Origin of the sequence: Crocosphaera sp. (assembly GCF_030064895.1) — a bacterium.
In the GTDB taxonomy this organism is placed as follows: Bacteria; Cyanobacteriota; Cyanobacteriia; order Cyanobacteriales; family Microcystaceae; genus Crocosphaera.
In genome coordinates, this window is record NZ_JASJEB010000062.1 from 1 (window position 1) to 18,610 (window position 18,610).

The following is an 18,610-nucleotide window of genomic DNA, read 5'->3' on the forward strand; positions in this document are numbered from 1 at the left end:
CTCAGACTTTCTCAAATAGCGAGGGTTATCAACAGTATTTCCCTGAGCATCAGTATAAAACTCTTTTAAGCCCAGATCAATTCCTGTTACTTGTCCCGTTGGTTCATGGTTTTCTTGACGTTCTACATCAATGAGAAACTGGCAATAATAACCGTCAGCACGTCTAACAACTCTTACCCGTCTAATCTGTTGTTCTGAATATAACGTTCTTTGACTACACCATAAATCAAATTCTCCTGCTTTAAATCCATCGGTGAATTTAATTTTACGTCTATCATCAGATAGCTTGTACCCTAATTTATTGGTCGGATTTCATCCCCCGCTAATTTTCATGAGTATTTTGTGGAAAAATGTAGCGGGGGCATTCATCCGACATTTTAGGTAAAAGGTTTCCGTGGTTAGGTAGGCAATGCCCACCTAAACCAAATAAAATTAAGCTTCGTCTAAAGCCGCAATACCAGGTAAAACTTTACCTTCTAGCAGTTCTAAACTAGCACCACCACCGGTAGAAATATGGCTCATTTTCTCAGCAACACCAACTTTTTCAACCGCGGCAACAGAGTCACCACCGCCGATAATAGTTGTGGTTCCGGTGCCGGTTAACTCAGCTAAAGTACGGGCGATCGCTTCGGTACCAGCAGCAAATTTATCAAATTCAAATACTCCCATAGGACCATTCCAAATAACTGCTTTACAATCTGATAAAGCTTCTTGGAAAAGTTTAATGGAGTCAGGCCCAATATCTAAGCCCATCCAACCATCTTCAATGCTATCAACGCTAACGGTTTTAGCATTAGCATCGGGGGCAAAGTTATCGGCTAAAACCACATCAGAAGGTAACAAGAAATCGACACCTTTCTCTTTAGCTTTGGCTTCGAGAGACTTAGCTAATTCTAATTTATCGTCTTCTACTAAAGACTTACCAACGCTTAAGCCACGGGCTTTATAGAAGGTGAAAATCATACCACCACCAATGATTAGCTTATCGCATTTTTCTAAGAGGGTTTCAATTACACCAATTTTACTAGAAACCTTAGAACCACCGATAATAGCCACTAAAGGACGTTGGGGGTTTTCGATGGCAGCTTGTAAATATTGCAGTTCTTTTTCAATCAAATAACCAGCAACACTAGGACTTAAGTAATGTGTTACTCCTTCAGTGGAAGCGTGGGCGCGGTGGGCGGTTCCAAAGGCATCGTTAATGTATAAATCTGCGTTAGCTGCTAACTGCTTGGCGAACTCAGGATCGTTGCCTTCTTCTTCTGCGTGGAAACGGAGATTTTCGAGTAAAGCAACTTGACCATTTTCTAGCCCTGCAATAGCTGCTGTAACGGACTCTCCAACACAATCATCACACATGGTGACTTCTTGCCCTAATAACTCCCCTAAACGGGCTGCAACGGGCTTTAAACTCATGCTCTCAACTACTTTACCCTTGGGACGACCCATGTGGCTACAGAGGATAACTTTGGCCCCATTGGTGATTAATTCTTTGATGGTGGGTAAAGCAGCACGAATACGGGTATCATCGCTGATGGTTCCGTTGTCGAAAGGAACGTTAAAATCAACCCTTACTAATACTCGTTTTCCAGCGAGATCGGCTACTGATAAATTGGCGATCGTTTTCTTAGACACAGTTAATATCCTCCAATGATTGCTTAGAGATGCTAAAAAAAAGATTAAATCAGCTTGTGCCTAAATACAAGCACTCCAACCCCTGAGAGAATAAAATGGAGACTGGGAGATAGGGGAGCAGAGGGAGCAGAGGGAGCAGGGGGGCAACATATTAATATTGTTTCTAGTCTTCCCACACTTCCCACCCTTCCCACCCTCCCCACTTCATAAAGTTTTCTTGCATTGAAATAGGGGCAGGTGATCACATAGTGTTGGTATTCAAAAGAGGGATAAGTTATGTTTAAAACAATTTTGTTTCCGGTGGATCAAAGTCGAGAAACCCGTGAAGCGGCTGAAACAGTGGTTAATTTAGTTAAGACTTATGACAGTCGTTTAATTTTGTTGTCGGTGGTGGAAAAAAACCCCGATGGTGAAGGTGTTTCTCAAGGAGGAATAATGACTTCTGCTGAAGCGGTCGCTCAATTATTACAAGGGGCCCAAGCTTTGTTTGCTGAGCAAGGGATTGAAGCGGAAGTTATGGAAAAGGAGGGGAAACCTCCGTTTGTTATTTGTGATGTGGCCGATGAAAACAATGTGGGGTTAATTGTGATGGGATCACGGGGACTCGGGTTAACAACGGAAGGATCTTCTGAGAGTGTTACTAATTTAGTGATTAATTTGGCTCCTTGTCCTATCCTAATTGTTCCTTAATTTTTTTTTCAATGGGCAATTATTAATTGTCCATTTTTCATTATTGATCTAAAATTTTGGCTACTGTTAGCTGAGATGTTAAATTTAGTTCTGATAATATTGGTGAAGCGATCGCCTCTTTTTCTTTAAATATTTTTTCTTTATATAATCCTTCTACTAGGTTAAATATAGTGATTTTTTGTTCAATTGGATCAACAATCCAATATTCAAGAATTCCTCTTGCTTGATATTGCGATCGCTTATAACGATAATCTCTATCTCTATTTTTTTTCCCTGGTGATACCACTTCTACAACTAACTTAGGGGGTGGCATATCCATTGTAATTGTTGAACGAGAGGCCGATTTTAATGCTATTACTAACTCTTCTGATAGTATTATTAATTCAGGTAAACGGACCGTTGCTTTACTTCCTGTGACTACAATTTCTGTACCGATTCTTAAACGATCAGAGGAAATTCCTTGGATAGCAAAATAAGCAAATAAAAATGAAGCGATACGAAGATTTAAGTCACTTTCAGGAGGCGTGATTAATAATTCTCCATTTTCTAGTTCATAACGATTTTCTGTCTCATTTTCGTATTTAAAATAGTCTTCTAATGACATTATTTGAGGTGCGATAACCATAGTTACTTAACCTTTGATTTTAGAATCATCTAAATTATAATATATTTTTCTTAAGAAATGTTAGGAATGGGTAAGTGAATAATTTGGTCTTGATATTCAGTCTTAAAAGAATATTCAGCAATCAAAATAAGTTCATCTAATGTTTCTCCAATAGTCATTCCAGGACTGAGGATGAAAATACCTGGAATATGACAATTTTTTTGTAAATGATCTTTTAAATTAACAGGCATAGATGTACGATTATTAGTAACAAGAATAAAATCATGTATCTCACACCAAACCAAAATTTCTGGGTCTAAAGTTCCTTTTGGAGGAGTATTTGGATCTCCAATTGACCAAACAACTAGATCGGGTTTCCGTCTTCTTAATTGTTGAAAATAAAGAGGAGATACATTTTCATCCATGAGATACTTTAAGGTCATTATATTTTTTTTCTTCTTTAATTTTCATCAATTTTTGAACAATAGGAGAAGGATTATTTTTTTGTTCTTCTCGCATTTTTTGACCCCATTCTAACCATTCAGCTATATATTTACTTACGGACTCTTTGTTATGTAAATAGTATAAAATGGTTGCATAAACTTGTTCTAAACTTAAAGTATAAGTTTGAGCAATTTCTTCTGGAGTTTTGGCTTTGTAGATAAAATCATACAAGATTGTTTCAATTCCAATTCTAGTGCCTTTGAGTCTAATATCATTAGAATTAATAAAGTTGAAATATTCTTCTAATTGCATTAATTTACCTTATTCATGGGTAATTTTTACTTATCTTATTATTTTATAACAAATAACCTCTGATTGCTTCATAAATGTTCTGTAATAATTCCTCAAAAGTGTCTCCTTCAGTTGCACAACCTGGAAGTGCAGGAACTTCTGCCCAAAAACCTCCTTCTTCTGCTTCATGGACAATAATTTTTACTTTCATAAGGTAATTTTTGGTTATTAATTATGATTAAACGTGATTATAACAGAAAATTATCAAGCTCAACTAATTGTTAATGTTTTGTTGTAATTAGGATATTTTAGAGAAGATTTTGTTATAATATTTCCTATTAGTTTTCGTTAAGCAACTTTATTAGAAAGGAGAATCTATGAACAATAATGAGCCTGATTTAAACAATAATCTTGAGGATAAAATATTACCTGAATATGATTTTAGTCAGGGAGCAAGGGGGAAACATTCTCAAGCTTACCGGGAGGGACATAGTTTAACTATCAATAAAATTAAACTGAAACACTTAATCCAAGAAAAACGCCAACAAATTATTGATATTGCGGCTAAACATGGGGCATATAATATAAGGATTTTTGGCTCAGTTGCCAGAGGTGAGGAAACAGAAAATAGTGATATTGATTTATTAATTGATTATCATTTAGATAAAATTACTCCTTGGTTTCCTTCTGGTTTAATGCAGGATTTACAATCAATTTTAGGTCGAAAAGTAGATATTGTTACTGTTAATGGTTTAAAAGAAAGGGTTAAAGAAAAAGTATTAGCGGAAGCAGTTAAGTTATGAGAGATGATCAAGAAAGATTACGAGATATTTTAGATGCAATTAATCAAATAGAAAAGTATTCAGTACAAGGAAAAGATAAATTTATGGAAGATGAATTAATACAAACTTGGGTAATTCATCATTTAATGATTATTGGTGAAGCTTCTAGTAACATTTCTCAGGAAATTAGAGAAAAATATCCTGATATTCCTTGGGTGGGGACTATTGATGTTAGAAATATTATTACCCATGAATATTTTAGGGTTGATCTTAATATCATTTGGATGATTGTTGAAGATAATTTACCTGATTTTAAAAAGAAGATTGAAACTATTTTATAATTACTTTTTACTCCATTATTATAATATGAAATTACCTGATATTTAATGATATTTTCTTACATATAGCTTATTCGGTGGGCAAATTAATATTATTTAATGGAAGATTCTTAACTTATGAAATTTTCCCCACCCTACCTTAATCAGATGATTATTTTTGACGAGATTTTTTCCATTTATCATAATCTTCCTCAGTTCTAATTAAAATCATTCCTGCTTTTTTGGGGTCAAAATTATCAGGGAAAGTTGTTGAGCAATCATTATTTGAACACCATCTCAATTTTGATTCTGAATCAGTATAAATTGCCCCTGATAGGTTAGCATCTGTTAAATTAGCATCTGTTAAATTAGCATCTGTTAAATTAGCATCTGTTAAATTAGCATCTTGTAGATTCGCTCCTTCTAAAATAGCATCTTGTAGATTCGCTCCTCCTAAAATAGCAGCTTGTATTTTAGCTGATCTTAAATCAGCATTTTGTAGTTTAGCTTCAAATAAATTAGCATTTTGTAGTTCAGCTAATCCTAAATCAGCAGCTTGTAGTTTAGCTGATCTTAAATCAGCATTTTGTAGTTTAGCTTCAAATAAATTAGCATTTTGTAGTTCAGCTAATATTAAATCAGCATTTTGTAGTTTAGCAGATTCTAATTTAGCATTTTGTAGTTTAGTTTTAAGTAAATTAGCATTTTGTAGATTAGCTAATCTTAAATCAGCATTTTGTAGTTTAGCTTGAAATAAATTAGCATTTTGTAGTTTAGCTTGAAATAAATTAGCATTTTGTAGTTTAGCTTGAAATAAATTAGCATATTCTAGATTAGCTGATTCTAATTTAGCATATTCTAGATTAGCTCCTCGTAAATCAGCATATTTTAGATTAGAATTATTCAAAGTAGCACCACATAACTTAATTTTAACAAGATAAGCATTTGGTGCAAATAAACCGTTTAAAGGCTGTCTTGGAAACCGATAACCAAAACTTCCTCTGTTTTTACATTCTTTACCATCCCAATACCAATGTTTATCTGTTGTGACAGTTATAAATGGAAATCTCGCAATAAATGGTAATCTTAATGGTCGAGAATTAAGAAATTCTAATGCCTCAATTCGTCCTCCACTTCCTGATTGTCCTGTTGCACTATTAATAGTTTGCCAAGCAGAAAAAATCGCAGAATTGCGACGGTCATCTTCCGTAACAATAAACATAATTAGACCAATAACAATGGCTAAATTTCCTAATCTTCCTAATATATCAAAAAAAGCTTGTTTATCTGTCCATGCTAACCCTGGTTCTAATATTTTTCTCTCTAAAATATAGTAAGGTTTGCCAACAACAAAATAAAAAGGTTTATATATAATTGGTAATCGTTTAAACTTAATTTTTTGCTTTGCTTTTTCCCAATAATAGTCTTCATAATAATCTAATTTATCCTCTGGTTTTCCATCTTTTTTCCAAAGAAAATAAGTCATTGATCTAATTTCTATTTCTATTTCCGCTTGCTGCAAATATTTTTGAAATTTTCCTTTAGGTTTTCCTGCTTCTTCCCAAAGTAAATAAGCAGTAGGTTTAATTTCTTGTTCTAATTGTGCTTTTTTATAATAATAATCAAAAGTTCCTTCTTCTCTTCCTGCTTCTTCCCAAAGTTCATAAGCTCTCTGCTCAATTTCTTGTTCTAAAGCATCGTTTTCTTGTAAATTCTTTAAACGAAAATTATTGAATCTATCTCTAAACCAATTCACTGTTTATTCCTCTAATAGTTTAAGGTAAATAATCATCATTTAAAATGTATTCAACAGGGAAAGGAATCTCTATAGGAAGAAGATTATCAGATAAATTAGTCTTATCCAAAACAATTTTTCTTGCATCACTGTAACATTTAGGAAGATTCTCATAAAATAAGGGGTTTAAACTAGGACTATCTTCAAGCAATAATAAAATTTGTCTTCTTTGTTCTCTAATGGTTCCTTTCCAATTTCTTTGATTATAATCTCTTTCAGTTTCCCAATAAGCTAATTTTAATAAGTATTCTAATAAAACAACTAAGAGACTTTTTATTTCTCTTTTATCGGACTTACCTAAACTATCTAATTCCTCAATAAGATTATCCCAGTCAATTTTATCAAAGTCTTGTGCTTTTATTTGTTTAATAGTGGTTTCTATCCATAAACAAAAATCTTGCTCATAGAGTTTTTTTTGAGTAAGTACCGAGTTGATAGGATGGGTATTCATAGACAGAAGTTAAGTCAAGGTAATCTTATTATAATTCACTTATCAGATAATGAAAGTAGAATCATGAGATGGAAAAAAGAAATAATTCAGATTATGATACAAGAAAATAAGTTACTCTAATTATGGAAACTAATAATAGAAAAAGCAAACTTATCCACAGGATATTGATTAATTCGAGTCAGCAATTTTATATACTCTGTTCCTGATCTTCGCTGTAAAAAGCTAATATGATCAGTGTCTAATAAATATATCATGTCTCCTCATCTATTTCATCCGTTAATTTTTCAGATTTACGCCATTTTTCACCATATTCTAATGCTTCTAAAAAAGCAGATTCATCAGAGATTGATCCTGTTATCTTTTCTAACCAGTTATTAGAATTAGGTTTATCATTAATCTTAGTTTGTAGATCAGCGATCGCTTGTTCAATATCGATTAATCTTTTTTCTAGATTGGTTTCGTTTAACATAAGATTGATTGATTAAAAACAATATTACTTTAATCTTAGTGTAGCATTTTATTATAAAATTTGCCTGAAATTGAGATCGCCTGTCAAATATTGTTTAATCTCTTTTCTATATTGGTTTCGTTTAACATAATATTAATTGATGATGTTAGATTTTACGTAGATATCGCATTTACTCATTGTTTGATTCTGTAATATATTATCTTATGATACAATAGAATAGATTAGTGTCAAATTAAATTACTAAATTATAATGCAAAAAATAATCATTGAAGTAATCCCTTTAGAGATATTATAATTATTACTCCCAATAACTTTTTGAATAAGTTAAATTTAGAATAACAGATTAATCTTATTGGGTGGGCAAATTAATATTATTTCAGATAAGATTGGTAATTTATTAAAATTTGCCTAACCTACTATACTTATGATATTATAAAAGTGGCGCGTCCCCAGGGAAAACTTACTAATAATTCAATTAACTGATTACTCCACATAAAAGAGGTAAATACAATGACTGATATTTTTATAAGTTGTAGTCTCAAAGATATTGAATGGGTTAAGCGTATTCAAGAACATCTTGCACCTTTACTTGAAAGAAAAAATTTATCTCTTTGGTCTTATGATTTTATTTATCCTGGAGAAAATTGGCAAGAGACTATAGAAAAGTCCATCAAAGAATCACAAGTTATCATTGTATTAATCAGCGAAAACTATCTGAATTCAAGTCTTCCAGAAGTTGAGCTATCTCTAATCTCTAAGAAATATCATCAAGATTCTGTTAAGATTTTCCCTGTTATTATTTCTTCTGTTTCCCAGTCGTCTGTTCCTGATCTTTTTCAAATGATACAAGCTTTTGGTTCTGTTTCTAAACCCTTAAGTGATCTATCAAAAGAAGGACAGGAAAAAGCTTTAAGTGAGTTAACAAAAATAATAGATGATTGTGTGTCAGCTAAACCACAGAATATACATATAAAAATAGCAAATATGGGTAATATAACAGATAATGTATTCGTTAATATAGCAAATAATTTAGCCAAAGATCATGAACAATAATCCAGAGGAAATTCACTCTCAACAAATTGATAATGATGATCTTTTTCTCATTCAAGAAGATGAAGAAGTTTTTTCTATTCTTATAGCATCTACTAATAAGAATTCAAAACATGATGAATTATTAGGGATGGTTGCTTATGCAAAGTATTCTCTACAAAAACATCAATATGTTAGTTTATATAAGCGAGAAAATAGACAATTACCAAGTAAAGAAGTTCTCAAAGCGATTATCACACCTTTCAAAGATGAAAATAGTGATGCTTTATCCTCACTAAAACAAAGTTCAGAGCAATTTTTAAAAGAATATACTCAAGAGTATTTAGAAAATACTAAACAAGAAAAAATAATACAGCCACTAGAAAAAGTTATAGAAAAAAATACTAATTTTTGGGTTGCTGTTTGGGCTGGTATAGTAGGAGCATTTATTTATTCAGTTATAATAGCTTTAGTCATTCTCATTGTAACTGCGGCTATTCCTAATAATAAGTTTGCCAGAATTATTAAAATTTTACTCGAAGATAATACGACAGAAATAAAACAGCCACCCCAAAACCCTTAAACCTAAATAAAGGATTAGATTGTAGCAATAAAGGCAAAGACAGAGTATACAATAAATTCGGTTTATTCTATCTAACTCTACAAAAACGCTTATGCCACGCCGCGAAGACTTAAAGAAAATCTTAATTTTGGGTGCAGGACCCATTGTTATTGGCCAAGCTTGCGAATTCGACTATTCTGGTACTCAAGCCTGTAAAGCACTACGAGAAGAAGGCTATGAGGTAGTATTGGTGAACTCTAACCCTGCCTCTATTATGACCGATCCAGGAATGGCCAATCGCACCTATATCGAACCCCTCACCCCCGATATGGTAGCAAAGGTGATTGCCAAAGAACGTCCCGATGCGTTATTACCAACAATGGGAGGACAAACTGCTCTTAATGTTGCCGTAGCGTTGGCAAAAAATGGCGTTCTCGACAAGTATAATGTAGAACTGATTGGTGCAAAATTACCAGCCATCGAAAAGGCAGAAGATAGGGACTTGTTTAAAGAAGCAATGAACAAGATCGGGGTTCCCGTCTGTCCTTCAGGTATCGCAAGTACCCTCAAAGAAGCACAAGCGATCGGTGAAGAAATTGGCTCTTACCCTTTAATTATACGTCCTGCCTTCACTTTAGGGGGTACAGGAGGAGGTATTGCCTATAACCAGGAAGAATTTGAGGAAATGGCGCAGTTTGGCATCGATGCGTCCCCTGTATCGCAAATTTTAGTAGAAAAATCCTTATTAGGGTGGAAAGAGTACGAACTGGAAGTAATGCGCGACTTAGCGGATAATGTGGTAATTATCTGTTCCATCGAAAACTTTGACGCTATGGGTGTGCATACTGGGGACTCTATCACCGTTGCACCGGCGCAAACTTTGACCGATAAGGAGTATCAACGCTTAAGAGACTATTCCCAAGCTATTATAAGAGAGATTGGGGTAGAAACCGGCGGATCTAACATTCAGTTCTCTGTTAACCCTACCAATGGGGATGTGATCGTTATTGAAATGAACCCCCGTGTCTCTCGTTCCTCGGCCTTAGCATCGAAAGCAACTGGGTTCCCTATTGCTAAGTTTGCAGCTAAACTTGCAGTGGGTTACACCCTCAACGAAATAAACAACGACATCACCAAACAAACCCCTGCATCCTTTGAACCCACCATTGACTATGTGGTAACCAAAATACCCCGTTTTGCCTTTGAAAAGTTCCCCGGTTCTCAAGCTATTTTAACCACCCAGATGAAGTCTGTGGGGGAAGCAATGGCCATCGGACGCACATTTCAAGAGTCCTTCCAAAAAGCGTTAAGATCCCTAGAAACCGGACGCTATGGGTTTGGCTGCGATCGCACAGAAACTTTACCCTCTCTATCCCAAGTTCGTTCAAGTCTGCGTACTCCCAACCCGGATCGAGTTTACAGTATCTATCATGCCATGAGATTAGGCATGACACCGGAAGAAATTTATGAGTTGACTGCCATCGATATCTGGTTTTTGGATAAGTTACAGGACATCATCGAAACAGAAAAAGTCCTCAAACAAACCAAGTTAAACGATATTACAGCGTCTGATATGCGCGCTATCAAACAAAAAGGTTTCAGCGATCGCCAGATAGCTTTTGCTACGAAAACAACGGAAGATGAAGTGAGAAACTATCGTAAAGGTTTAGGGATCATTCCTGTTTATAAAGTAGTGGATACTTGCGCTGCTGAGTTTGAAGCTTATACCCCTTATTATTATTCCACCTACGAACCAGAAGAAACAGAAGTCACTGTTACTGAGAAAAAGAAAGTGATGATCTTAGGAGGAGGTCCCAACCGCATTGGCCAAGGGATCGAGTTTGACTATTGTTGTTGTCATGCGTCTTTTTCCCTCAGTGACGCAGGGTTTGAAACCATCATGGTTAACTCCAACCCGGAAACCGTTTCTACTGATTATGATACTAGCGATCGCTTATATTTTGAACCATTGACCAAAGAAGATGTTTTAAACATCATCGAAACCGAGAACCCTGTGGGGGTTATTATTCAGTTTGGTGGACAAACACCTTTGAAACTTGCAGTTCCATTGCAGACATACCTGGATAGTCCCGAGTGTCCTGTACAAACGCAGATATGGGGAACTTCGCCCGACTCTATCGACACAGCAGAAGATCGGGAACGGTTTGAAAAGATTCTTGATGATCTCGATATTAAACAACCTCCTAATGGTATTGCGCGCAGCTATGAGGAGTCTGCGGTGGTTTCTTCTCGTATTGGTTATCCTGTGGTGGTTCGTCCCTCCTATGTACTGGGAGGACGCGCTATGGAGATCGTTTATTCTGATGAAGAGTTGGAACGATATATGACCTATGCAGTACAGGTTGAACCGGATCACCCTATTTTGATTGATAAGTTCTTACAAAATGCGATCGAAGTGGATGTTGACGCATTGTGTGACGCTACTGGAAAGGTAGTTATTGGTGGCATTATGGAACATATTGAACAAGCAGGGGTACACTCTGGAGACTCTGCTTGTTCGGTTCCTTTTACTACTCTTTCTAATAATGCTATTGAGACTATTCGTACTTGGACAACTCAGCTTGCAAATAGTTTAAAAGTTGTCGGTTTAATGAACATTCAATATGCAGTTCAAGGGGAGACGGTTTATATTTTGGAAGCGAACCCCCGCGCGTCTCGAACGGTTCCCTATGTTTCTAAAGCAACTGGTCGTCCTTTGGCAAAAATTGCCTCTTTGGTAATGTCAGGAAAAACCTTAGAAGAGTTGGGAATAACAGAAGAATTTGTTCCCCGTCATATTGCTGTTAAAGAAGCGGTTTTACCGTTCCAAAAATTCCCTGGTGCAGATACTTTATTGGGACCGGAAATGCGTTCTACGGGTGAAGTAATGGGAATAGATGAGGACTTTGGTAAGGCCTTTGCCAAAGCAGAAATTGCTGCCGGTGTTGATTTAGCTACGGAAGGAACTGTCTTTGTTTCTATGAGCGATCGGGACAAAGTTTCAACGGTTCCAGTGGTTCAAGATTTAGTTGAGTTAGGGTTTAAAGTAGTGGCAACTTCTGGAACCCAGAAAGTTTTAGAAGAGAACGGAATAGAAGGAGTAGAAGTAGTTTTAAAACTCCATGAAGGTCGTCCCCATGTGATAGATTGGATCAAAAATAAACAGATTCAATTTATTATTAATACCCCCAGTGGAGAAGATTCACACGCCGATGGTCGTCGCATTCGTCGCACTGCTTTAGACTATAAACTACCCATTATTACCACTATAGCAGGGGCAAAAGCAACCGTTGCAGCCATTCGTTCTTTACAGACTGAACCCTTAGAAGTTAAAGCGTTACAAGACTATATTTCCTAACATTTCGTCGGGTGGGCATTGCCCACCTTTTTGTTATATCATTAAGCTATCATCAAGTATAGGAGGTAAGATAAAATTTTACCCACCAATGAACAAGGACAAAAATGTATTTATTTATGTCAGTCCTTAACCAATACTTATCAGCCAATTTATTTAGTACGTCTTGATGAAAGAGACGGTCAATTATTTATTTTGGCAGGTAATGATATTCAGATATTAATTAATCGTAATGGAGATTGGGAGTTTTTAACATGAAACCAGATTTTAATAACATGAGCAAAGATCAATTACGTCAATATGTTATTACTCATCAAGAGGATAAAGAGGCGTTTTATATTTATGTAGATCGTTTAAAATCTAATCCTTCTACTCAAGTATATTCTAATTCTCTTTCTCCTAAAGAAATTGATGAACTTGTCACTAATCATTTAAAAGAAAAACAAAATTAAAATAATTATGGTTATTTGTAAATTATCAAATCCTTATCAACCTTCCGATGAAGAATTAGCACAAATAAGAGCAATTTCTGATGATGAAATTGACTTTTATGATGCACCTGAAACTGATCTAGAATTTTTGTCAAAAGCAACTAAAGTTAGTCCAAAAAAACAGGATAAAACTAAGGTATTAGTATCTTTAGATCAAGAATTAATGAACTGGTTAAAAAGTGAATCTGAAAGTCAAGGACTTGATTATTCTTCTTTGATTACTTCAATTTTATTCTCTTACAAAGAAGAAAATAATTAACATGGATATTTTTCATGTACATAATGGAATTACATTTGAATGGGATGAGAAAAAAGCAGTTTTAAATCTTAATAAACATAATAGTTCTTTTGAAAAAGCTTGCGAAATCTTTTTTGACCCCTTTTTATTATCATTAGAAACAGAATATGTGCAAGGAGAAGAACGAGATCGTATAATTGGGTTAACCTTAGACTGGAAACTTTTATTAGTGGTTTATTTCTTAAAACAAGATACCATAAGAATAATATCAGCACGTCCCACAACTTCTACAGAAAGAAAACAATATGAAATTCGATAAACTTAAACAGCGTTTACATCAAGATAGACCAAAGATTACAATCAATTTAGAAATTCCAGAAGATGTATTAAAAGACTTACAAAAAATTGCCCCAAAGTTAGGATTTTCTAATTATCAAGCTTTAATTCGTGCGTATATTGGTCAAGGTTTAAGAGTTGATTTGGAAAAACTCGACAATGATAGTATATCAAGTTTAATTGATAGTTTAAGAAAACATGGGGTTACTGATGATGTTATTGCTGCTGCTGTAGCTGATACAAAACAATCTTAATGTTAGTTAGCTGAAATATTTGGGAATACTAATACAAGGTATCAGTTAGATCAATTTGTTTATGGAATGGAAAAATTGGCAAAATACATCTTTCAAGTCCAAAGATCATCTTCCCTCATATTCGGGTATTTATGTAGTAGCAGATAAAGATGATCGTGTTTGGTATGTTGGACAAGCTAAAAATATATACTTAAGATGGCAAGGTACAAGTCATCATCGATATCCTCAACTAAATCGATCGCATAAAAAATTCAATTACACTATCTATTATTATCCATTTTCCCTTGAACAACTAGACGAAAAAGAACGTTACTATATCAATACCCTTAACCCAGAACTAAATAATAGTGAAGTTAAACAATATCTTCCTAAAGTTCCCTCTCTTGAAGAAGAAATTAAACGTATTCTTAAGGTACTCAATAAACCCAATAGTCTCTATCCAACCGTCCGATCACTGATTTTAGGCCAGTATCAAGATAATAATAATACTATTCATGTTTTGTGTCTTATTAATACTAATGACTATGACATATTGCAAAACTCAGCAACGAGAAAAAATGGAGGTTTAGTTAGAAATGCTTGGTCTGGACTTTATCGACATTCTAAGCGTACAATTGTTTGGATAGACACCCCTATTTATACAATGTCTGGATATCAGTTTGAGTTTTATGGTGGGTCAGAAGTCATTAATCATTTGGAGAGACACAGTGATCAAAGAAGTCGTTATCTTGAAAAAGCAACTATCTTAGGGGTTGATGTCTTGATGATAAAAGACTTGAGAATTCTTACTCTATCTAAATTACCTTTAAAAGACAAATTAAAAGACAAATTACCTTTATTAGAAAACAAAATGAATACAAACAATCAACAAGAATCACAAACCCAGTCCGAAGCATTAGTAACACCATCTTTACCCAAAAAGATGAAGCGATGGTTAGTAAATGTAGAAGATGTTGAAGTAGAAATCTGTAAAGATGAAAATGAAAAATATTATGTCCGACATAATTTATATTGGTATATTTTCTCTGGGAGAAAAAATCCAGATCCTATTCATAATTGTGTGATCAAGAACTGTGAAGATATAGTAAATAATAAACTAACTACAATTTGGTGGGCAGGTTACAGTTTTAAATTTGAAGAACTTGAGTTTGAAGAGGGACTTATAACCGAAGCTGTATTATTACCTTTAAAGATGTTTGAGGACTTTATTAAGTATTTATATGAAAACAATTTGAAAAATGACCGTTTTTCTGGTTATATTCTTCCTCCTGGACCTCCAAAATCTATGGGTTCTTCTTATAGAATATATCAATTAGGTAAATGGCTTCAAAATAATAGTTTAGAACAATTTAAAAAGTAGTTAATTTTAAAGCGATCGCTTAATTATGATGAACAAGGAAACTGGTTAGGAAATAAATGATATAATTTAACTAATTAACAGTTTTTACCTGAGTCTATGTTGAACTTTTATTGTCCCTATTGATGAAATTGACTTTTCTAATGCACCCGAAAATAATTTATAATTTTGTTCAAACGCAACTAAAATTAGCCCAAACTTAAAACATAAAAAAATGAATGATAAGTTAAACTCTATTTTAAAATCAATAGACAACTATTTACAAAATATCTATCATGATGAACTAGATAAAGTCATTCTTTTTGGATCTCAAGCGAGGGGTGATGCAACTTTTCAATCAGATATTGATATTTTAATTGTTTTAAAACATTCTTTTAGTTATTATCAAGAAGTCAAAAAAATAAGTGAATTTATTAGTGAATTATCTTTAGAATATAATCAATTAATTAGTTGTTGTTTTACTACATCACAGCAATGGGAAATAGAAAATAGTGCTTTTTATCGTAATATTCATAGAGAAGGAATAGTTTTATGAATGAAATTCAGCGTAAATTTTTAGAAAAACCAGAAAAAAGTTTAGCCGTTGCTAGACAAATAAATGAGACAGGTTATTCTGAGTTTGCCGTATCGAGAGCCTACTATACTATGTTTTATGTTGCTTCTGCTTTCTTAGAAGGAGAAAATTTATCTTATGGAAAACACTCAGCCATCATTTCTGCCTTTGGACAATATTTTGCTAAGACTGAACGAGTTCCTAAAAAGTATCATCGTTATTTAATTGAAGCAGAAAAACTTAGAAAAGGAGCAGATTATAATCTCGATATTGACATTAGTTTTGATGAAGCTAATCAAGTTATACAGCAAGCAGAAGAAATGTTAGTATTTGCTTTTGACCATTTATGAAAAACTATTTTATCATTTTATAAACAACAAAAAAGCACCCTCATTTCTGAGAGTGCTTTTTTGTTAATATTTAATTTTTATCAAGGAATTAACCATTGATTACAGGAGCAGATACAGGCTCAGCAGAAGCTAAGTCTAAGGGGAAGTTGTGAGCGTTACGCTCGTGCATTACTTCCATTCCGATTCCTGCACGGTTTAATACATCAGCCCAGGTTCCGATTACACGGCCTTGAGAATCAAGGATAGACTGGTTGAAGTTGAAACCGTTTAAGTTGAACGCCATGGTGGATACACCCATTGCGGTGAACCAGATTCCGATTACAGGCCATGCACCTAAGAAGAAGTGTAAAGCACGGCTGTTGTTGAAGGAAGCGTATTGGAAGATTAAGCGACCGAAGTAACCGTGAGCAGCTACGATGTTGTAGGTTTCTTCTTCTTGTCCGAATTTGTAACCGTAGTTTTGAGATTCAACTTCGGTGGTTTCACGAACTAAAGAAGAGGTTACTAAGGAACCGTGCATAGCGGAGAATAAAGATCCACCGAATACACCAGCAACACCCAACATGTGGAAGGGGTGCATTAAGATGTTGTGCTCAGCTTGGAACACGAACATGAAGTTGAAGGTTCCAGAGATTCCTAAAGGCATTCCATCAGAGAAAGAACCTTGTCCGATGGGGTAGATTAAGAATACTGCGGTAGCAGCGGATACAGGTGCAGAGTATGCAACACAGATCCAAGGACGCATTCCTAAACGGTAGGAAAGTTCCCACTGACGACCCATGTAGCAAAATACTCCAATTAAGAAGTGGAAGATTACTAACTGGTAAGGACCGCCGTTGTAAAGCCACTCATCTAAAGAAGCAGCTTCCCAGATGGGGTAGAAGTGAAGACCAATCGCATTGGAAGAAGGAACTACTGCACCGGAAACGATATTGTTTCCATAGAGTAAAGAACCAGCTACAGGCTCACGAATACCGTCGATGTCAACGGGAGGAGCAGCGATGAAGGCGATGATGAAGCAGGTGGTAGCAGTTAAGAGGGTGGGGATCATTAAAGTACCGAACCAACCTACATAGATGCGGTTGTTGGTGCTGGTCACCCACTGACAAAACTGTTCCCATACGGAAACGCTCTCGCGTTGTTGTAAGGTGGTAGTCATTTTGGTATAATTCCTATTCGTTTTTCAAGGTACGAAGGTTGGCTTTTTTGCCCGAAGGCGTTTGCCGTTTGTATGTATGAATCTATATTAACGAACCTGTAACGGTTTGTAAAGGGGTGTAACGAAAGATTTACTTATTATAAGTATAAGTAAGGTTAATGATTGTTAAAATCTTCTGTGGTATTAGCTGAATTACACCGAATCGGGGTAGGGTGATATTAGGGAGTGAAAATTTATAATATTTAATATTTCGGTAAAATATTCGACTTTAAAGCTATTAATTGTTAAAAAATATCACAATCTATTCTTAACTCTTATTTTCTGCTTTTATCTTCTGATTACTTCCCAAAAATATAATTTTTCTCATTAAGCAAACCGTAAAATGACCCCTACAGCCCTAAAAACCTATCTACAAAACCTCGTCACCCATAACCTGTATATCAGTACAATGATTTGGGGTGCGCCTGGTATTGGTAAGTCTAGTATCGTTGCGCAAGTTGCCAGGGAAAATCAACTAGAGTTTATTGACTTACGTTTAAGTCAGCTTGCCCCCACAGACTTAAGGGGTTTACCCGTTGCCATTGCAGAAACGGACAACTCTCCCCAAGGACTTTCTACTTGGTATCCTCCGGAGTTTTTACCCAGAGAAGGGAAAGGTATTCTCTTCTTAGATGAACTTAATATGGCACCTCCGGCCATGCAAGGGGTAGCGCAACAGTTGATTTTAGATAGACAAGTGGGGGCCTATAAAGTGCCGGAGGGTTGGTTTATCTGGGCGGCCGGAAACCGCAAAGAAGATCGGGCTTCGGTGTTTGCTATGCCCTCTCCTTTGGCAAATCGTTTTTTACATTTGAATGTAGAGGTAGATTTTGATAGTTTTAAGGCTTATGCGTTATTAAATAGCTTTCATGAACAGATTCTTGCCTTTTTATCCTATCGAACCAATCTATTACACTATCTTGACCCTCAAAATGCCGCTTGGCCTTCTCCTCGTTCTTGGGAAATGGCCAATTATCTCCATCAGGTTAACTTAGATATTGCCTCGGCAGTAGGGGAAGGAGCAACAGCAGAGTTTAACGCCTTTGTTAATTTATATGAAAATTTACCGGACCTCAATGAAATATTAGACGGAAATGGTCATCATGTTCCTTTTTCCTCTGAACCCTCTGTGCGCTATGCCACTACCATTGGTTTAACCGTGAGGGCAAAAGATGTTAATCAAGCTTACAATGGGTTTCGCTGGTTAACCGATAAAGCTACTGCGGAATGGGTACAAATATACTCAAGTGATTTAATTGGTCAAATGAGGGCTAAAGGACAGGTCGGAAAATTAGCCCAGTTAATCCAAAAAGATTCTAAATTTAAGGAATTCTTCCAAGACTATAAAGAATTAATGGGAGTGTCCTAATAGCAAAATCCGTAGGGACTTAATGGTATTAAGCCCTTGG

24 protein-coding genes and 1 pseudogene are annotated in these 18,610 nt (G+C 35.1%); 14 read left to right on the plus strand and 11 right to left on the minus strand.

Annotated elements, in window-relative coordinates; translation table 11 throughout:
- Both QNJ66_RS14560 and QNJ66_RS14565 read right to left on the minus strand, forming a co-directional pair.
- Positions 1 to 300: pseudogene (locus QNJ66_RS14560) on the minus strand (RNA-guided endonuclease TnpB family protein); the annotation flags it as partial.
- Positions 301 to 432: 132 nt separating this feature from the next.
- A complete protein-coding gene (locus QNJ66_RS14565) occupies positions 433 to 1,635 on the minus strand; it encodes a phosphoglycerate kinase (RefSeq protein ID WP_300508130.1) in 1,203 nt (400 codons plus the stop codon).
- A 276-nt stretch (positions 1,636 to 1,911) separates the two neighbouring features.
- On the opposite strand from QNJ66_RS14565, the gene QNJ66_RS14570 reads away from it, so the two are divergent.
- Positions 1,912 to 2,325: a universal stress protein gene (locus tag QNJ66_RS14570; protein WP_300508132.1), complete on the plus strand. Its 414-nt coding sequence runs from the start codon at positions 1,912 to 1,914 to the stop codon at positions 2,323 to 2,325.
- Positions 2,326 to 2,365: 40 nt separating this feature from the next.
- Here QNJ66_RS14570 and QNJ66_RS14575 read toward each other — a convergent pair whose 3' ends face one another.
- Genes QNJ66_RS14575 through QNJ66_RS14590 form a run of 4 tightly spaced genes read right to left on the minus strand, consistent with a single transcriptional unit; the run spans position 2,366 to position 3,875 of the window.
- Positions 2,366 to 2,950 carry a Uma2 family endonuclease gene (locus QNJ66_RS14575; protein WP_300508134.1) on the minus strand — a complete coding sequence of 195 codons (585 nt, stop codon included), beginning with the start codon at positions 2,948 to 2,950 and terminating at the stop codon, positions 2,366 to 2,368.
- A gap of 50 nt (positions 2,951 to 3,000) precedes the next feature.
- Complete coding sequence (locus QNJ66_RS14580) at positions 3,001 to 3,372, minus strand: DUF5615 family PIN-like protein (RefSeq protein WP_300508136.1); 372 nt, start codon at positions 3,370 to 3,372, stop codon at positions 3,001 to 3,003.
- Complete coding sequence (locus tag QNJ66_RS14585) at positions 3,347 to 3,685, minus strand: DUF433 domain-containing protein (RefSeq protein ID WP_300508138.1); 339 nt, start codon at positions 3,683 to 3,685, stop codon at positions 3,347 to 3,349. The genes QNJ66_RS14580 and QNJ66_RS14585 overlap by 26 nt, the downstream gene beginning before the upstream one ends.
- Positions 3,686 to 3,728: 43 nt before the next feature.
- On the minus strand, positions 3,729 to 3,875 hold the full coding sequence (locus QNJ66_RS14590; RefSeq protein ID WP_300508140.1) for a type II toxin-antitoxin system HicB family antitoxin: 147 nt from the start codon (positions 3,873 to 3,875) through the stop codon (positions 3,729 to 3,731).
- 298 nt (positions 3,876 to 4,173) lie between these two features.
- Here QNJ66_RS14590 and QNJ66_RS14595 point away from each other — a divergent pair, with 298 nt between their 5' ends.
- Positions 4,174 to 4,467 (plus strand): nucleotidyltransferase family protein, encoded by a 294-nt coding sequence (locus QNJ66_RS14595; protein ID WP_300508253.1) that lies wholly within the window; start codon positions 4,174 to 4,176, stop codon positions 4,465 to 4,467.
- A complete protein-coding gene (locus QNJ66_RS14600; protein ID WP_300508142.1) occupies positions 4,464 to 4,787 on the plus strand; it encodes a DUF86 domain-containing protein in 324 nt (107 codons plus the stop codon). Before QNJ66_RS14595 ends, QNJ66_RS14600 begins: the two co-directional genes overlap by 4 nt.
- Before the next feature lie 148 nt (positions 4,788 to 4,935).
- Here the strand turns inward: QNJ66_RS14600 and QNJ66_RS14605 are convergent, their stop codons facing one another.
- From QNJ66_RS14605 to QNJ66_RS14620, 4 genes are all read right to left on the minus strand, one after another.
- A complete protein-coding gene (locus tag QNJ66_RS14605; protein WP_300508144.1) occupies positions 4,936 to 6,519 on the minus strand; it encodes a pentapeptide repeat-containing protein in 1,584 nt (527 codons plus the stop codon).
- Positions 6,520 to 6,538: 19 nt separating this feature from the next.
- Positions 6,539 to 7,009, minus strand: coding sequence for a DUF29 domain-containing protein (locus QNJ66_RS14610; protein WP_300508146.1), 471 nt, complete (start codon positions 7,007 to 7,009; stop codon positions 6,539 to 6,541).
- Positions 7,010 to 7,125: 116 nt separating this feature from the next.
- Complete coding sequence (locus QNJ66_RS14615) at positions 7,126 to 7,263, minus strand: hypothetical protein (protein WP_300508148.1); 138 nt, start codon at positions 7,261 to 7,263, stop codon at positions 7,126 to 7,128.
- The gene (locus tag QNJ66_RS14620; RefSeq protein ID WP_300508150.1) at positions 7,260 to 7,478 is read right to left on the minus strand and encodes a transferase hexapeptide repeat containing protein; all 219 of its coding nucleotides are present in this window, start codon (positions 7,476 to 7,478) and stop codon (positions 7,260 to 7,262) included. Before QNJ66_RS14620 ends, QNJ66_RS14615 begins: the two co-directional genes overlap by 4 nt.
- Before the next feature lie 510 nt (positions 7,479 to 7,988).
- On the opposite strand from QNJ66_RS14620, the gene QNJ66_RS14625 reads away from it, so the two are divergent.
- The 10 genes from QNJ66_RS14625 (at position 7,989) to QNJ66_RS14675 (ending at position 16,003) form a co-directional block, all read left to right on the plus strand.
- Positions 7,989 to 8,531, plus strand: a complete 543-nt coding sequence (locus QNJ66_RS14625; protein ID WP_300508152.1) for a toll/interleukin-1 receptor domain-containing protein — start codon at positions 7,989 to 7,991, stop codon at positions 8,529 to 8,531.
- Positions 8,521 to 9,090, plus strand: coding sequence for a hypothetical protein (locus QNJ66_RS14630; protein ID WP_300508153.1), 570 nt, complete (start codon positions 8,521 to 8,523; stop codon positions 9,088 to 9,090). The genes QNJ66_RS14625 and QNJ66_RS14630 overlap by 11 nt, the downstream gene beginning before the upstream one ends.
- 91 nt (positions 9,091 to 9,181) lie before the next feature.
- The gene (carB, locus tag QNJ66_RS14635; RefSeq protein WP_300508155.1) at positions 9,182 to 12,427 is read left to right on the plus strand and encodes a carbamoyl-phosphate synthase large subunit; all 3,246 of its coding nucleotides are present in this window, start codon (positions 9,182 to 9,184) and stop codon (positions 12,425 to 12,427) included.
- A gap of 251 nt (positions 12,428 to 12,678) precedes the next feature.
- The gene (locus QNJ66_RS14645; protein ID WP_300508157.1) at positions 12,679 to 12,876 is read left to right on the plus strand and encodes a hypothetical protein; all 198 of its coding nucleotides are present in this window, start codon (positions 12,679 to 12,681) and stop codon (positions 12,874 to 12,876) included.
- Positions 12,877 to 12,883: 7 nt separating this feature from the next.
- On the plus strand, positions 12,884 to 13,174 hold the full coding sequence (locus tag QNJ66_RS14650) for a hypothetical protein (RefSeq protein WP_300508159.1): 291 nt from the start codon (positions 12,884 to 12,886) through the stop codon (positions 13,172 to 13,174).
- A gap of 1 nt (position 13,175) precedes the next feature.
- The gene (locus QNJ66_RS14655) at positions 13,176 to 13,472 is read left to right on the plus strand and encodes a BrnT family toxin (protein WP_300508160.1); all 297 of its coding nucleotides are present in this window, start codon (positions 13,176 to 13,178) and stop codon (positions 13,470 to 13,472) included.
- The gene (locus QNJ66_RS14660; RefSeq protein ID WP_300508162.1) at positions 13,459 to 13,743 is read left to right on the plus strand and encodes a hypothetical protein; all 285 of its coding nucleotides are present in this window, start codon (positions 13,459 to 13,461) and stop codon (positions 13,741 to 13,743) included. Before QNJ66_RS14655 ends, QNJ66_RS14660 begins: the two co-directional genes overlap by 14 nt.
- 61 nt (positions 13,744 to 13,804) lie before the next feature.
- Positions 13,805 to 15,103 (plus strand): GIY-YIG nuclease family protein, encoded by a 1,299-nt coding sequence (locus QNJ66_RS14665; protein WP_300508164.1) that lies wholly within the window; start codon positions 13,805 to 13,807, stop codon positions 15,101 to 15,103.
- 211 nt (positions 15,104 to 15,314) lie between these two features.
- Positions 15,315 to 15,635 carry a nucleotidyltransferase domain-containing protein gene (locus QNJ66_RS14670; RefSeq protein WP_300508165.1) on the plus strand — a complete coding sequence of 107 codons (321 nt, stop codon included), beginning with the start codon at positions 15,315 to 15,317 and terminating at the stop codon, positions 15,633 to 15,635.
- Entirely contained in the window at positions 15,632 to 16,003 is a 372-nt protein-coding gene (locus QNJ66_RS14675; RefSeq protein ID WP_300508166.1) for a HEPN domain-containing protein, read from the plus strand. Before QNJ66_RS14670 ends, QNJ66_RS14675 begins: the two co-directional genes overlap by 4 nt.
- An 88-nt stretch (positions 16,004 to 16,091) precedes the next feature.
- Here the strand turns inward: QNJ66_RS14675 and psbA are convergent, their stop codons facing one another.
- Entirely contained in the window at positions 16,092 to 17,162 is a 1,071-nt protein-coding gene (psbA, locus tag QNJ66_RS14680; RefSeq protein WP_300508168.1) for a photosystem II q(b) protein, read from the minus strand.
- Positions 17,163 to 17,544: 382 nt separating this feature from the next.
- Here psbA and QNJ66_RS14685 point away from each other — a divergent pair, with 382 nt between their 5' ends.
- The gene (locus QNJ66_RS14685; RefSeq protein WP_300508170.1) at positions 17,545 to 18,570 is read left to right on the plus strand and encodes a MoxR family ATPase; all 1,026 of its coding nucleotides are present in this window, start codon (positions 17,545 to 17,547) and stop codon (positions 18,568 to 18,570) included.
- Positions 18,571 to 18,610 lie beyond the last annotated feature (40 nt).